A 14,760-nucleotide genomic window follows, 5' to 3' on the forward strand; every position below is an offset into this window, starting at 1 on the left:
CTAGCGACCACTCCTGTTCAGCCGGTACACTGAACGGACAGGGGCTGAAGGGGGATCCATGAGCGAAAACCGTAGCGCCCTTATCGTCGACGACGAACGCGACATCCGCGAACTGCTGGTACTGACCCTGGGCCGGATGGGCCTGCGCATCGATACCGCGGCCAACCTCGGCGAGGCGCGTGAACTCCTGTCACGCAACAGCTACGACCTGTGCTTCACCGACATGCGCTTGCCCGACGGCAACGGCATCGAACTGGTCGGCGAGATCTCCCGCAATTACCCCCGCACCCCGGTCGCCATGATCACCGCGTTCGGCAATATCGAACTGGCGGTCGAGGCGCTGAAGGCCGGCGCCTTCGATTTCGTCAGCAAGCCGGTGGACCTCACGGTGCTGCGCGGGCTGGTCAAGCACGCGCTGGAGCTCAACAACACCGAGCGCGCGCCGGCCCCGCCGCCGCCGCCCGAGCAGGCCAGCCGGCTGCTGGGCAGTTCCCCGGCCATGGCCACCCTGCGCGACACCATCGGCAAGGTCGCCCGCAGCCAGGCCCCGGTCTACATCCGCGGCGAGTCCGGCGTGGGCAAGGAACTGGTCGCCCGCACCATCCACGAACAGGGCGCGCGCGCCAGCGGTCCGTTCGTGCCGGTCAACTGCGGCGCGATTCCCGCCGAGCTGATGGAAAGCGAATTCTTCGGCCACAAGAAGGGCAGCTTCACCGGCGCCCATGCCGACAAGGCCGGCCTGTTCCAGGCCGCCAACGGCGGCACCCTGTTCCTGGACGAGGTCGCCGAGCTGCCCCTGCCCATGCAGGTCAAGCTGCTGCGCGCCATCCAGGAAAAGGCCGTGCGCCCGGTCGGCGCCTCGCAGGAAGTGCAGGTGGACGTGCGCATCCTCTCGGCCACCCACAAGGACATCGGCGAACTGGCCAGCGACGGCCGCTTCCGCCACGACCTGTATTACCGCATCAACGTCATCGAGCTGCGGGTACCGCCGCTGCGCGAGCGCGCCAGCGATCTGCCGCAGCTGACCAGCGCCATCCTCGACCGGCTGGCCGACCAGCACGGCCGCAATGCTCCTTCGGTGTCGCCGGACGCCATGGCCGAACTGCGCCGGTATCCGTTCCCGGGCAACGTCCGCGAGTTGGAGAACATCCTCGAACGCGCGCTGGCGATGGCCGACGGCCACAGCATCGAGATCGGCGACCTCTACCTGCCCCAGGGCTCCGCCACGCCGCGCGCGATGACAGACGCCGTTCCCGGCGCCGCGCCCGCCGCCGGCGCGCCCCCGATCGACATCGATCCCGCCGGCGGCCCGCTGCCCAACTACATCGAGCAACTCGAACGCGCGGCCATCCAGAAGGCGCTGGAAGAAAACCGTTGGAACAAGACCCGCGCCGCCGCCCAGCTCGGCATCACCTTCCGCGCCCTGCGCTACAAGCTGAAAAAGCTCGGCATGGAGTAGCGCACGGCCGACCGCCGCGCCACGCGTGAACCATTCCCGCAATGCTTCACGCCCCCGATAGTCCTTGAATCCAATAGCCCCCTTTGAAAAAGGGGGCGGGCACCCGCGCAAGCGGGTGACGGGGGATTCGCGCGCGATGCCGAGAGAACCCCATCCCCCTCAAGATCCCCCCCATCCAATCCCACCCACTACACGAAACATACGCCACCCGATTGACGCAATTTGTCGTCAACCGCATGACCCCCATCACTCTGGAAAAGAGTGTGACCACGCCCGCCCATCGCGCCGGCATGCCGTCGATATCGTGCGCCCCGCGCCGAACGTTCGTATCCCGAACCTTTCACTTTCCACGGATACGGCGTCGGCGCTGAAAGCGGCATCCGTTCGATGTTTCCGATGGGCAAGTGTCCCCTGACGAGCACCTTCCGCTGACGCGGGAGCCGGACGGGTGCGCCTCCGCCCACCAAGCAAAGCAACACGGGGACGTGTCACATGAAAAAGAACATGCAAGGTTTCACTCTGATCGAACTGATGATCGTCGTGGCGATCATCGCCATTCTGGCGGCCATCGGCGTGCCCATCTATCAGGACTACACCATTCGCTCCCAGGCGACTGCCGCGTTGGCCGAGATAGCCCCTGGCAAGACCGGCTACGAGCTCGCTCTAACCAATGGCCACACGCCTTCAATGGATGACAAGTTAGCGGGCTACATCAATATCCAGGAAGGGCGCTACTGCGCGGTCACGCTGGGAGGAGGCATCAAGTGCGTCACCAAGAACGGTGCATCCGAGTTCGCAGGTAAAAACCTCAACCTCATCCGCTCCGACAGTGGAAAATGGACATGCGAAACCAACATCGCTGAAAAGTACGCGCCTGCTGGCTGTGGTCAACAACCCCCGACTGGTGGTGGTGGTGGTCCTAGTCCGTCGCCGTAGTTCAGGCAGATAGTGAACAACGCTCCCGCAAGGCCGCTTCGGACTGTAGTTTGTGCGGCAGCTGCATCGAACCGACAAACCCCGCTTCAGCGGGGTTTGTCGGAATAGACTGTCGCGGCCATTTGACAATCGCGGGCTCCGTTCGGCTTCCCGGATACGGTGCTTCTGGCCATCCAGTCCCGAATGGTATGGGCAGCCTATCAATCGAAGTGCCTGTCCTGCGTTGAAGGTGCGTCCCTTCGCAAAGCGATCTAAATAAGCGCTTCCAGCGGGCACTTGGCGTGGGCATTTCAGCTGGGCGAACACCTTGTACTGCCTCGACCAGAGCGGAACGTCGCCCCGTAGACCTCAGACGGCAATTCGCCGTGACCTCAGAGCACAAAGCCCCCCTGCTAAGGCGGTCCTTTGACAGACACACAGGCGGGTGCCGTCTTGGTCCCGTCGGCAGGACTGTCCATCTGCCGTTACGCCGCCCGCTCAACGTCAATCTTTCGACTCGAAAAGTGACGCAAATTGTCACTTTATGCCCAATATTTTCACCTTCATTCCCCTTGCCTGGAGAGCGACCCGCGCGGGGCCAAATTGTCAGATTGTGATCATTCCCGCGGTTGATCCCCTTTTTCCCGATACCGGTTCAACGAGATTGATGTCATAGTTATCTCGACTTAGGTGTCTGGGGTCTTTCCCGCGAACCATCGGGGACGGGGAGAGGGGCGCTTACAGTTGGCACACATCCTGCACGTGACTTAAAGCACGTGCGTCGTCTTGCACGGCGCCCACGGTCCAACGCTTAAGGACGCGGGGGCTGGAGTGTCCTTAACCATCCAAGCCAATCCTGAAAGGGGAAGTTCATGAAGAAGAACATGCAGGGTTTCACCCTCATCGAACTGATGATCGTGGTCGCCATCATCGCCATCCTGGCCGCCATCGCGCTGCCGCTGTACCGTGACTACACCATCAAGGCCAAGCTCACCAACGCCATCGGCTCGGTCGCTGGCGAGAAGATTAAGGTCGGCGAGAACTATGGTTCGTCCGCGGGCAACATCTGTACTGGTATTACCACGGCGGGCGTCTGCAACCAGGCTACCGGCGCTTTGACGGGTTCCTACGACGGTTATCAAGTGGTTCTGACCCCCAACACCGCCAACGGTCGCATCGAGTGGACCTGTGCAGCGACGGGTACCGGCGTCACCACCGCCAACACCCCGGAAGCTTGCCGCTGAGGCAATACTGTGCTGTTGTGCGCATAGCGTAGAGAAAACCCCGGCTCGTGCCGGGGTTTTTTTTGAACACACATTGGATTCGGACGAGCATGGCTTTTATCCGGTACAAGATTGACCCAGCCGGCCTGCTGTTTGCGGTAGGTTGCGTCGTTTCCGTCTTGGCGTACTGGGTCGGTCTACAGGGGCCATTCTTACTCGATGATCTAGCAAACCTTGGGACGATACCTGCCTGGTTGGCCGGTCAATTGGGGCTTGGCACGCTGCTGTTTGAGCGCGGTGCGGGAATGTTCGGCCGCCCGATTTCAATGGCCAGCTTTGCGATCAATGCTTGGATTGGCGGTTACTCCCCCGCTTCCCTCAAAGCCGGCAATCTGATCGTTCATCTCATCAGTGGGTTGACCCTATTCCTGTTCTTGCGGCGCCTGTTGGCTCAGGACATTCGCCTTCAACCCAAAGCTCCATGGTTAGCTGCTGTGGTAGCAGTACTCTGGCTGCTTCATCCCCTGCACGCCAGTACTGTTCTCTATGTCGTCCAACGGATGGCACAGCTTTCAACCTTGTTCATGCTATTGGGCCTGTGGTGTTACCTAGAGCTGCGTCTCCGCCTACAGCAAGCTCCCTCACGAATCACCACCGGCGCTCTTCTACTTGGTATTTCGGTTTTTACGCTGCTCGCCTTTTTATCTAAAGAGAACGGAATCCTCCTACCACTACTCTGCGCAGTGTTGGAAATCGCTTACTTTCGCGGAGCAGACCGTCCAGTCTCCGTTCGCTGCTTCCTGTGGGCATGTCTACTCGCCCCCTTGGCAATCACTATGCTGACCTTCACGCTCAAACCAGGCTTCATCTTAGATGCCTACGTAGCGCGCGATTTCACTTTGTTTGAGCGCCTACTGAGCCAAGGGCGCGCGCTGTGCGATTACATCTGGAAGCTTGTTGTACCCAATACCCCGAAGATGGGTATTTTTACGGATGATTTCAGAGCTTCACGCGGCATTCTTGAACCATCCACCACATTAATCTCATGGTTGTTTCTCGCCGTAACAAGCGTACTCGCGATACGCTGGCGAACAATCCTTCCCAGCTTCTTTTTCGGTTGGTTCTTCTTTCTGGCTGCACATGCGCTCGAAGCAGGCCCGATTGCCCTGGAACTATACTTTGAACACCGCAACTACCTACCCTCCGTAGGTATATTGCTCGCCTTAGTATCTCTGGTGCTGGTAGTTGGCCAAACCCTTGCACGACAAGACATGCAAGTCCGAAGAATAGGCGTACTCCTGCTCATTGGCATGGCCGTCCTATTCGCAACTGGAACCCACGGACGTGCACGCGTCTGGCGGAGCAACCTGCTCATTGCAGAGTCCAGTCTTCGCGCTCACCCGGATTCGCTTCGCGCGAATGCTTTCATGATGGGCGCTGCACTCGATCATGGTGATATGGCACTCGCAACAAAAACAATCGACAACATGGTGGCATCTCCACAACCCAAAATGCAGTCGATGGGGTACGCGTATCGCGTGTTCGCGGGATGTGTCTACAGGCAACAAGCCAGTCCAAAGGATCTAGAAGCTTTCATCGCTACAACCCCACTTCCCCTTACTTTGGCGGAAGCCCAGCCTTTTGGCACAATCTATCTCGCGACGTCCAAACACCCATGCAAAGTGACGGATGACCGCATGCTCGGGAATGCACTTGCTCGTCTTGCCGACAAGGCCAGAAACCAACCGGCGTCACGTCGAGAAATGATCTTAATACGCTATCAAGCCGCCAGCTTTTTAGTCCGCGGCAGAGATTGGCAAGCTGCGTTACCGCAAGCCACTTTAGCTTGGCAAGCCAGTGCGGAGCCACCGGTAGCACTTCCATTGGTGCTGGCGAACTTGGGACTGGGCCGAATAGATGAGGCCGAACGGGCCTGGCGAGAAGCGAACGCCCGCTCAGATACAAGCAATGCGAAGGAGCAAGAGATTCTACGTTGGTTGCGCGATGAAATTGAGTCTGTGAGGCGCAGAGGTGATGCAACCATGAATCAAGTGACCGATTCCTGACCACGAGCACTGACTATCGTTCCTCCTGCAACAACTCCGTCCACCGCGCAAGAACCGCCTTTTCCGACAGGTAAGCGTCATAGTAGCTTTCAGACTCCTTGCCCAACGATGCCCGTAGTTCAGGATTTCCAGCCAACTCCCTTAGTCGTTGCACAAGAGATTGGATACGGCTGGATAGATCCTGGCCATCCACCCACAAGAATGGTGGAACTGGCACGTCATCTGGAAGCGATAATTCTCGTTGGGTAATCAGAGGCTTCCCCGCCGCCAATGCATAATAAGCCTTGAAAGGCAGCACCCTGGCAGCCTTTCCTTCCCCGCCGAAAACTCCCAGGCAAACATCCGCACTGGATACCGCCTCTGCAAGTTCATCCAACCCCATCCACTCCCGTTTCCACACAGCGTTCTGACGTGACGAGGTTCGGAAGAACGCCTCTACCTCTCCGCTTTGCTGTCCATCACCGATCAACTGAAACCGCAAGCGGTCATCTTGGGCCAACGCATCGATAGCCCCAAGCACGCAGCCAATGCCATGAAGAGGAACGAATGTTCCAAAAAAAAGCACCGTTAGGGGCCCGCTCTTCTTGATCTTGTTGCTGCGCATGACCAAGAAAGGATCTGCGTTTATTGCCAAAGGAAACGCGCGTAGCCTGCACGTTTCTATCCCGAAGTCACTGGAAAGACGGCGTTTATTTAATGTCGTGTCTGCGACAACCACATGGGCGGCACGAAGTGCCCTGCGCTCCACGTGGAAAATGGCTCTAACGGCCAAACTCTTTTGCGTCCCTCGTGTTCGATCACGCGCCAGAGAATCCCAGAGCGAGATGTATACATCAGCCACGCAGCGAGGGCGCACATGCTCAGGGACGAATGAAAGCCACCACAAGGTAAATGGTGCCGGATAAGGTACGTACGCCAAATCGCCCTTCCTCGCACGTGCCCAGAGCGAAATAGCTTGCCGGCCACCGCGCAATACCAGTCCGATCAACAGGGCTGCACGTTCAATCCAGCCGCTACCTACCAGCCTCCAGAGCCGCGCATCCGGCGGGAGCCAGTCCGCATGGTCTTCCACCTCGCACAATCCACTTCTTTGCAGCAAGGCTACGGTTCGCTCCGCATTCGGATACCCACTCCCGCGCAGGGCAACGCCGGCAACATAAATTCTCATTAGCCCTGGCCCTGCTTCCTGGCTACCAGAACGAGATTCATCGAATAGGGTGGATCTCGCTCGATTAGAATTTTTGAGAGATCCATTGGATCAGCAGCCACGGGAGTTTCGTCAATCGAACGGACAATCTCGGGGGCCTTCCGCATGGAATGCAAGAGATTCAAGCCCGCAAGCCGGAGGCGCTCGGGTATGAACGGGAGCGTCAAGGGAAGGGTTAACCACATGAGCTTTCGGCATCTTCTTATCTCTATACCCGATGTTTCCCATGCAGCCCCCAACCGCAGGGACTCCTCAATCCCAAATACATGACCTACCTTCTCTTCCAGATCCGCTCGCGAGTATTCACGAAGATGCCAGCGATTCCAGGGTCTCTGCCATGGCAATAGACGGTGCCTTCGATCAGGTGTAATCACAATTATGATGCCGCGCGGCCTAAGCACGCGGCGCGCCTCAAGAAGATATGAGCTATCGTCCTTGACATGTTCGATAACCTGGAACGACAACACCACATCAAACTTGCTGTCATCGAAAGGCAGTGGCGAGTCCGCCTCAATCGTTCGATAGGCCAGATTGGATGAAGCATGCCGTGCTTGCGCAAACGCCACTGCGTCTTTGGAGACATCCACGCCGCAAGCTGATCGCGCTACCCCGGCGATTCGTGCTGTTCCGTAGCCGCTGCCGCACCCAAGGTCCAGGACATCCTTGCCATTGCAGTATTTCTCAGCGAACCCGTAACTGGCCAGGTGCATCATCAAAATGACACGACCTTCCGGTGTTTGCGCATATGCATCTTCGATCATGCGCTCGCCAGTACTTTCCAGTTGAGTTTTCATGGAGGTCCGATTGTGGTCCGTCGTGTACTGAGAATGCTTGCAACGGCAAAGCAAATCAGATCTCCCAGTACGGTAACCAAGCGTGCAAGCAACACGAAGACAGCCAAGCGCTCAGGAGGGGCGGCCCCCTGAAGCAAAAGTAACATGATGCCTTCGCGCGCTCCGAGACCTGCCGGCGCCCCGGGAGCCAGGAACCCCAATGCCCATGACAGCGCGAACGCAGCAGTCACCAGAGAGAAGCTCAATCCGGCGCCTGAGTAAATACTTAGGATCCAAAGACCAATGCCGATAATCAGATAGTTGAAGATATATGCGGCCAACGCAAGCAAGGTAATCGACGGTCCTGGAAGACCACCCGCCAACGCCAGCGCTTTCCAGGCCCAACCCCTGCGACGATGCAGTTCCTCAGGCTTCAAGCGCACCGATGCCAGCAAGATCACGGCGGCACCAAGCGCTACAGCGACCAGAGACAACCATCCTTCTGTCGATGGCGGGAGTTGCTCCATCCGATGTCCGGACCAAGCCAGTAGTGCAAATCCAACCATCAGACTCGCCGCGACGGCCAGCAAAGTTTCCTGCGCCAAGGTACTGAAGTACGCCTGTGCCCGTAAACCCGAACGCAAGGCCAAAGCCGCCCGCGTAGCGTGCTGCGCCACATTGCCCGGTACGTACTTGGCCAACTGGGTAAGGCCGAGGATGACGGCCAGATCCGCGCCGTTCCGTTGTTCCGACTGTCCTGCCAAAAGACGACTCCAGGCCCAGCCCGTCACCGGAATGATGCCGGCATACATAAGTGAAGCCACCACGATCGCCAATACCTGTGCTGGCGAGGAGAATGCCTGAGCAATGGCATTCGCATCCAGTGCACGGATGGCGAACAAAACGAAGTAGGCGGCCAACAACAGCGCAGCCGCATAGAGGATGATGCGTGCGCCTTTCATGGCTTTCTGGCCAGTACCAGGTAACCGCTTCCCCAGTCGGTCCCTCGGGTAGCGGCCTGCAGCCACATGGCAATGCGTAGGCCGAGCCTGCCAGCGAGTGAATTCATTTTTCCGAATGCGCGTAGATATTCGCTTCTGTCGATGCCACTACTGGCCGTGGCTTCGGCGCGCGAATGTGTATCACTCCGTTGCTCCAGCAACCGGCGATAAAACCTGTCTCCCCACCATTCGGTCAGATTGGCAAGCGGGAATCCGTAGCATTCGAAGTACTCAATGACGAGTCCGTGCCGCTCCAGGACCTGCTCCAGATCCCGCCGGTCATAGCGCCGCCAGTGCCCTGCCCATTCGTCCCCTGCTCCCCAGCGCCGCCGATGCGCGGGCACCGATACGCAGAGACGCCCGCCAGGTTTGAGCCAGCTGCTCCACAACCCGATGACCTCATCATCGTCCTCGATGTGCTCCAGAACGTCGAAGGAGCAAACAAGATCATGTCCGTGCCCCCATTCTGGCGGCTGTTCGGAAAGGATGACCTGTTTACCGCCCCCAATCCTTGCGATTTCCGTCGCCATTGCTCTGGCTCGCGGAGAAGTTTCAAGCCCGAAGGCTTGGAGATGTCTTCGCGCAAGTTCATGCAGTAGCGCGCCGGCGCCACAACCCACTTCAACAAGGCTTCCCGGTGAGGTCCTGGCGAGCAACCTCAGGATGCGTTCCCGTCGGAGCAGGTATCGAACGGGCGGCACCCACCCGATTCCGGGGGCTACGACGCCAAACAGGCGAGACTCGTTCAAGCGGTGGTTCATATCGCTTGCCGCCCCTGCTCACGAATCACGCCGATACATCAGCGTAGTGATCTGTTCCGATATCAGGCCAATGAGGAAGATGATGACAGAAGCGCTAAATAGCAGCGCGCTCATGTTGGTAAAACGGCCCTGCGTGAAGAACGTAAAACCGTAGTACCCCAATCCAGTCAGGAAGAACAGCAGCGCAGTAGGCGCGAACAGCTTCAATGGTGAATACAGCGTGGCAATCTTGAAAATTATTAGCAGGAAGCGCACACCGTCGCGTATTGGGCGTATATGACTCTTGCCGATTCGCCTTGCAACCGGAATCGGTTCATAGGCTACCGCGTACGCACTGCGAAAAAATGCCATCGTGCTGGTAGTGGGATAGGAGAAACCATTAGGCAACATGTAGAGGAATTCCCGGAACCTGTCCGCGCGTACGGCCCGGAACCCGGAGGTCAGATCCTTGACCTGGAAACCGGTCATCCGGCTGGCCAGCCAGTTGTAGAAGGTATTGGCCAGGCCACGGCTGACCCCCGCCTGGCCCTCCCAGTTCCTGGCTCCGACCACCATGTCGTAACCTTCACCGAGCTTGTCCAGTAGGCGACGGGCATCGGCGGGATCGTGCTGGCCATCGGCATCCATGAACACGATGACGTCGCCGGTAGCCACCCTCGCGCCGCGCTTGATGGCCGCACCGTTGCCCATCGAATACGGCGAGGTCAGCACGCGGGCCCCCAGGGCGGCGGCCAGGCTGGCGGTCTGGTCCGTGGATCCGTCGTCCACCACGATGACTTCGGCTTCCGGCAGCACCTCTCGCAACCGTTCGAGCGTCCGCGGAAGTCCCCCCGCCTCGTTCTTGGCCGGCAATACGACGCTGATCCTCATTACCGCCCCAGTCTGTTTTCCCCTGCCCAGCTTACTTCAATCACATTCGGGACTGGCAGGTCTCGCCCTCACGCCATTGCCGTATCGCGTCAGCTTGTGACGCAGGTCGTTCCGGGCCGGAGGTCCGGCCACGCGTATGCGGAGGCGCTTGCGGTAAAGTTCGTGCTGGCCCGCTTCTTGCGGCGCCCCTTGTCACCACGGGAACCCTGCACATGAGCGCCGTCGTCAACACCGCAAACCTGGTAGGCATCACCGGTATCGCCCGCCGCCTCGTCCAGGATGGCGCGCTGGAGGAAGGCGCGGCCCGCGCCGCGATGGCCAGCGCCACCGAGGCCCGGCTGCCGCTGGCCCAGTGGATCATCGAGAAGAAACTGGTCACCGCCTCGCAGATGGCGGCGGCCAATGCCATCGAGTTCGGCATGCCGCTGCTGGACGTGGCCAGCTTCGACCCGGCCCACAACGCGGTCAAGCTGGTCAGCGAGGAACTGCTGCAGAAGCACCAGGTGCTGCCGCTGTTCAAGCGCGGCAGCAAGCTGTTCGTGGGGGTCTCCGACCCCACCAACAAGATGCATGCGCTGGACGAGATCAAGTTCCACACCAACCTGGTGGTGGAGCCGATCCTGGTCGACGACGATTCGCTGCGGCGGGCGCTGGACCAATGGATCAACGCCAGCAGCAACCTCTCCGGCGCCTTCGGCGGCGACGACGACGAGGGCCTGGACAACCTGGAGGTCGGCAACGACGACGAACTGGCCGGTGCCGACAGCGGCGTCGACGCCAAGGGCGACGACACCCCGGTGGTCAAGTTCGTCAACAAGGTGCTGGTTGACGCCATCAAGCGCGGCGCCTCGGACATCCACTTCGAGCCCTACGAAACCGACTACCGGGTGCGCCTGCGCATCGACGGCATCCTCAAGCAGGTGGCCAAGGCGCCGGTCAAACTGAGCCAGCGCATCGCCGCCCGCCTGAAGGTGATGGCGCAACTGGACATCGCCGAAAAGCGCGTGCCGCAGGACGGCCGCATCAAGCTCAACCTGAGCAAGACCAAGCAGATCGACTTCCGCGTCAGTACCCTGCCCACCCTGTTCGGCGAGAAGGTGGTGCTGCGTATCCTGGACGGCAGCGCGGCCAAGCTGGGCATCGACAAGCTGGGCTACGAGAAGGATCAGCAGAAGCTGTTCGAGGACGCCATCCACAAGCCCTACGGCATGGTGCTGGTCACCGGCCCGACCGGCTCGGGCAAAACGGTGTCGCTGTACACCGCGCTGGGCATCCTGAACGACGAGATCCGCAACATCTCCACGGTCGAGGACCCGGTGGAAATCCGCCTGCCGGGCGTCAACCAGGTGCAGCAGAACACCAAGCGCGGCATGACCTTCGCCGCCGCCCTGCGCAGCTTCCTGCGCCAGGATCCGGACATCATCATGGTCGGCGAAATCCGCGATCTGGAAACCGCCGAGATCGCCATCAAGGCGGCCCAGACCGGCCACATGGTGCTGTCCACCCTGCACACCAACGACGCGCCGCAGACCATCGCCCGCCTGATGAACATGGGCATCGCGCCCTACAACATCACCAGCTCGGTGACCCTGGTCATCGCCCAGCGCCTGGCCCGCCGGCTGTGCTCGCGGTGCAAGGTGCCGGTGGAACTGCCGCACCACGCCCTGGTGGCCGAAGGCTTCAGCGAGGAGGAGATCGGCGCCGGTTTCACCCTCTACGACGCGGTCGGCTGCGACGAATGCACCGGCGGCTACAAGGGCCGCACCGGCATCTACCAGGTGATGCCGATGAGTGAAGAAATCGCCACCATCGTGCTGGAAGGCGGCAACGCCCTGCAGATCGCCGAAGCCGCCCAGCAGGCGGGGGTGCGGGACCTGCGCCAGTCGGCGCTGATGAAGGTCCGCAACGGCGTGACCAGCCTGGCCGAGATCAACCGCGTCACCAAGGACTGACCCGCGCGGGTGGCCCGACCTCCTCCGCTTTCCACGCGCCCGGCGGGGCAGGATCCCAAACCCTGCCCCGCGTCACAGGCCGGGGGAGTTCCCTTCCGGCCATAAACCGCTACCATGCGGAATGAAGTCCGGTCGGGGAAACCGGACGGGGAAATGCCGATGTCCATCAGCCGATCCGCTGCCAAGAAGACCGCCATCACGTCCGCGGGCCCGCGCGAGAACCCGCTCAGCGTGTTCGTCTGGGAAGGCGTGGACAAGCGCGGCGTCAAGATGAAGGGCGAGCAGCCGTCCAAGAACGCCAACATGCTGCGCGCCGAACTGCGCCGGCAGGGCATCACCCCCAACGTGGTCAAGGTCAAGCCCAAGCCGCTGTTCGGCTCTGCGGGGCACACCATCAGCCCGAAGGAAATCGCCTTCTTCAGCCGCCAGATGGCGACCATGATGAAGTCCGGCGTGCCGATCGTGACCTCGCTGGACATCATCGCGGGCGGCCAGAAGAACCCACGCATGAAGAAGATGGTGGATCAGGTGCGAGCGGACATCGAGGGCGGCTCCTCGATGACCGAGGCGATCTCCAGGCACCCGGTCCAGTTCGACGAGCTCTACCGCAACCTGGTCCGGGCCGGCGAAGGCGCCGGCGTGCTGGAGACGGTGCTGGACACCATCGCCAGCTACAAGGAAAACCTGGAAGCGCTGAAGGGCAAGATCAAGAAGGCGCTGTTCTATCCGGCCATGGTGATCGCGGTGGCGATCCTGGTCAGCGCCATCCTGCTGGTGTTCGTGGTGCCGCAGTTCGAGGAGACCTTCAAGAGCTTCGGCGCGGATCTGCCCGCCTTCACCAAGCTGATCGTCGCCGCGTCCCGCTTCATGGTGGCCTGGTGGTGGGCGTTGCTGCTGATCGCGCTGGTCGGCATCGTGGTGACGGTCTTCAGCTTCAAGCGGTCCCCGGCCTTCCAGCACTTCGTCGACCGCATGATCCTGAAGGTGCCGGTGGTCGGCCAGATCATGCACAATTCCTCGGTGGCGCGTTTCGCCCGCACCACCGCGGTCACCTTCAAGGCCGGCGTGCCGCTGGTCGAGGCGCTGGACACCGTGGCCGGCGCCACCGGCAATACGGTCTACGAGAAGGCCGTGCACCGCATGCGCGACGACGTGGCCGTGGGCTACCCGTTGAACGTGGCGATGAAGCAGACCGCGCTGTTCCCGCACATGGTGGTGCAGATGACCGCCATCGGCGAGGAGGCCGGCGCGCTGGACACCATGCTGTTCAAGGTGGCCGAATACTACGAGCAGGAAGTCAACAATTCAGTGGATGCGCTGTCCAGCCTCATCGAGCCCTTCATCATGGTGGTCATCGGCGTCCTGGTCGGCGGCATGGTGATCGGCATGTACCTGCCCATCTTCAAGCTGGCGATGACGGTCGGATAATTCGTGGCATTCCTCGATCAACATCCCGGCCTCGGCTTTCCGGTCGCGGCCGGCCTGGGCCTGCTGGTGGGCAGCTTCCTCAACGTGGTCATCCTGCGCCTGCCGCGCAAGCTGGACTGGCAATGGCGGCGCGATGCGCGCGAGATCCTCGAGGAACCGGAAATCTACGACCCGCCGCCCCCCGGCATCGTGGTCGAGAGTTCGCACTGCCCGCACTGCAAGCACAAGCTGGCCTGGTTCGAGAACATCCCGCTGATCAGCTGGCTCGCCCTGCGCGGCAAGTGCCGCCACTGCAAGGCGCCGATTTCCGTGCAGTATCCGCTGGTGGAACTGCTCACCGCCCTGCTGGTGGTCGCGTCGGTGTGGCGCTTCGGCTTTGGCTGGCAGGGATTCGGCGCCTCGCTGCTCAGCTGCTTCCTGGTGGCGCTGTCGGGCATCGACCTGCGTACCCGCCTGCTGCCCGATCAACTGACCCTGCCGCTGATGTGGCTGGGCCTGATCGCCAGCCTGGAAAACCTCTACATGGTGCCCAAGGCGGCGGTGCTGGGCGCGATTGCCGGCTACGTGTCGCTGTGGTCGGTGTGGTGGCTGTTCAAGCAGCTGACCGGCAAGGAAGGCATGGGCCACGGCGATTTCAAGCTGCTGGCGGCCATCGGCGCCTGGGTTGGCCTGAAGGGCGTCCTGCCCACCATCCTGCTGTCCTCGCTGGTGGGCGCCATCATCGGTTCGGTCTGGCTGGCGGCGAAGGGCCGCGACCGCGCCACGCCCATTCCGTTTGGTCCCTATCTGGCCATCGCCGGCTGGGTGGTGTTTTTCTGGGGCCAGGATCTGATCGACGCCTATCTGCGTTTCGCCGGCTTCCGGTAGAGCCGGGGTTGCTCGGCTGGGTCGATTCGGCCTGATTTCGCGCTTGGCCCCCATCCGCCCTTCGGGCACCTTCCCCCGCAGGCGGGGAAGGATGCAGCGTGTAGAGCCGAGCTTGCTCGGCTGGGCGATTAAGCCCGACCTTCCCGCTGGCCCCCATCCGCCCTACGGGCACCTTCCCCCGCAGGCGGGGGAAGGGGGCAGCGTGTAGAGCCGAGCTTGCTCGGCTGGGCGTTCGAGT

12 protein-coding genes are annotated in these 14,760 nt (G+C 60.9%); 7 read left to right on the forward strand and 5 right to left on the reverse strand.

What is annotated here, in order from left to right:
- Positions 1-58 precede the first annotated feature (58 nt).
- The 4 genes from ACTJI2_RS11150 (at position 59) to ACTJI2_RS11165 (ending at position 5,663) form a co-directional block, all read left to right on the forward strand.
- The gene (locus tag ACTJI2_RS11150) at positions 59-1,459 is read left to right on the forward strand and encodes a sigma-54-dependent transcriptional regulator (protein WP_183638989.1); all 1,401 of its coding nucleotides are present in this window, start codon (positions 59-61) and stop codon (positions 1,457-1,459) included.
- 492 nt (positions 1,460-1,951) lie between these two features.
- Entirely contained in the window at positions 1,952-2,395 is a 444-nt protein-coding gene (locus tag ACTJI2_RS11155) for a pilin (RefSeq protein ID WP_183638991.1), read from the forward strand.
- Positions 2,396-3,246: 851 nt separating this feature from the next.
- A complete protein-coding gene (locus ACTJI2_RS11160) occupies positions 3,247-3,618 on the forward strand; it encodes a pilin (protein ID WP_440842103.1) in 372 nt (123 codons plus the stop codon).
- Positions 3,619-3,707: 89 nt separating this feature from the next.
- On the forward strand, positions 3,708-5,663 hold the full coding sequence (locus ACTJI2_RS11165; RefSeq protein ID WP_440842104.1) for a hypothetical protein: 1,956 nt from the start codon (positions 3,708-3,710) through the stop codon (positions 5,661-5,663).
- Positions 5,664-5,676: 13 nt separating this feature from the next.
- On the opposite strand, the gene ACTJI2_RS11170 is transcribed toward ACTJI2_RS11165, so the two are convergent.
- Genes ACTJI2_RS11170 through ACTJI2_RS11190 form a run of 5 tightly spaced genes read right to left on the reverse strand, consistent with a single transcriptional unit; the run spans position 5,677 to position 10,275 of the window.
- On the reverse strand, positions 5,677-6,831 hold the full coding sequence (locus ACTJI2_RS11170) for a glycosyltransferase (RefSeq protein ID WP_440842106.1): 1,155 nt from the start codon (positions 6,829-6,831) through the stop codon (positions 5,677-5,679).
- Entirely contained in the window at positions 6,831-7,664 is an 834-nt protein-coding gene (locus ACTJI2_RS11175) for a class I SAM-dependent methyltransferase (RefSeq protein ID WP_440842107.1), read from the reverse strand. The genes ACTJI2_RS11170 and ACTJI2_RS11175 overlap by 1 nt, the downstream gene beginning before the upstream one ends.
- A complete protein-coding gene (locus ACTJI2_RS11180) occupies positions 7,661-8,605 on the reverse strand; it encodes a lysylphosphatidylglycerol synthase domain-containing protein (RefSeq protein ID WP_440842108.1) in 945 nt (314 codons plus the stop codon). The genes ACTJI2_RS11175 and ACTJI2_RS11180 overlap by 4 nt, the downstream gene beginning before the upstream one ends.
- Positions 8,602-9,405 carry a class I SAM-dependent methyltransferase gene (locus ACTJI2_RS11185; protein WP_440842109.1) on the reverse strand — a complete coding sequence of 268 codons (804 nt, stop codon included), beginning with the start codon at positions 9,403-9,405 and terminating at the stop codon, positions 8,602-8,604. The genes ACTJI2_RS11180 and ACTJI2_RS11185 overlap by 4 nt, the downstream gene beginning before the upstream one ends.
- An 18-nt stretch (positions 9,406-9,423) precedes the next feature.
- Positions 9,424-10,275, reverse strand: coding sequence for a glycosyltransferase family 2 protein (locus ACTJI2_RS11190; RefSeq protein ID WP_440842110.1), 852 nt, complete (start codon positions 10,273-10,275; stop codon positions 9,424-9,426).
- Between the two features lie 212 nt (positions 10,276-10,487).
- On the opposite strand from ACTJI2_RS11190, the gene pilB reads away from it, so the two are divergent.
- The 3 genes from pilB to ACTJI2_RS11205 all read left to right on the forward strand — a co-directional run bounded on the left by pilB (position 10,488) and on the right by ACTJI2_RS11205 (position 14,522).
- Entirely contained in the window at positions 10,488-12,227 is a 1,740-nt protein-coding gene (pilB, locus tag ACTJI2_RS11195; protein ID WP_141455701.1) for a type IV-A pilus assembly ATPase PilB, read from the forward strand.
- Between the two features lie 159 nt (positions 12,228-12,386).
- Positions 12,387-13,655, forward strand: coding sequence for a type II secretion system F family protein (locus tag ACTJI2_RS11200; protein WP_440842112.1), 1,269 nt, complete (start codon positions 12,387-12,389; stop codon positions 13,653-13,655).
- Between the two features lie 3 nt (positions 13,656-13,658).
- The gene (locus tag ACTJI2_RS11205) at positions 13,659-14,522 is read left to right on the forward strand and encodes a prepilin peptidase (protein WP_183639010.1); all 864 of its coding nucleotides are present in this window, start codon (positions 13,659-13,661) and stop codon (positions 14,520-14,522) included.
- Positions 14,523-14,760 lie beyond the last annotated feature (238 nt).

The sequence above is a fragment of the Pseudoxanthomonas sp. 22568 genome (assembly GCF_052044485.1).
GTDB lineage: Bacteria > Pseudomonadota > Gammaproteobacteria > Xanthomonadales > Xanthomonadaceae > Pseudoxanthomonas_A > Pseudoxanthomonas_A beigongshangi.

Excerpts from the sequence above, each read along its gene's own strand:
- ACTJI2_RS11160 (WP_440842103.1), top strand. The coding sequence starts at position 3,247 with ATGAAGAAGAACATGCAGGGTTTCACCCTCATCGAACTGATGATCGTG.
- ACTJI2_RS11175 (WP_440842107.1), bottom strand. The coding sequence starts at position 7,664 with ATGAAAACTCAACTGGAAAGTACTGGCGAGCGCATGATCGAAGATGCA.
- ACTJI2_RS11200 (WP_440842112.1), top strand. The coding sequence starts at position 12,387 with ATGTCCATCAGCCGATCCGCTGCCAAGAAGACCGCCATCACGTCCGCG.
- ACTJI2_RS11170 (WP_440842106.1), bottom strand. The coding sequence starts at position 6,831 with ATGAGAATTTATGTTGCCGGCGTTGCCCTGCGCGGGAGTGGGTATCCG.
- pilB (WP_141455701.1), top strand. The coding sequence starts at position 10,488 with ATGAGCGCCGTCGTCAACACCGCAAACCTGGTAGGCATCACCGGTATC.
- ACTJI2_RS11165 (WP_440842104.1), top strand. The coding sequence starts at position 3,708 with ATGGCTTTTATCCGGTACAAGATTGACCCAGCCGGCCTGCTGTTTGCG.
- ACTJI2_RS11150 (WP_183638989.1), top strand. The coding sequence starts at position 59 with ATGAGCGAAAACCGTAGCGCCCTTATCGTCGACGACGAACGCGACATC.
- ACTJI2_RS11185 (WP_440842109.1), bottom strand. The coding sequence starts at position 9,405 with ATGAACCACCGCTTGAACGAGTCTCGCCTGTTTGGCGTCGTAGCCCCC.
- ACTJI2_RS11155 (WP_183638991.1), top strand. The coding sequence starts at position 1,952 with ATGAAAAAGAACATGCAAGGTTTCACTCTGATCGAACTGATGATCGTC.
- ACTJI2_RS11180 (WP_440842108.1), bottom strand. The coding sequence starts at position 8,605 with ATGAAAGGCGCACGCATCATCCTCTATGCGGCTGCGCTGTTGTTGGCC.
- ACTJI2_RS11190 (WP_440842110.1), bottom strand. The coding sequence starts at position 10,275 with ATGAGGATCAGCGTCGTATTGCCGGCCAAGAACGAGGCGGGGGGACTT.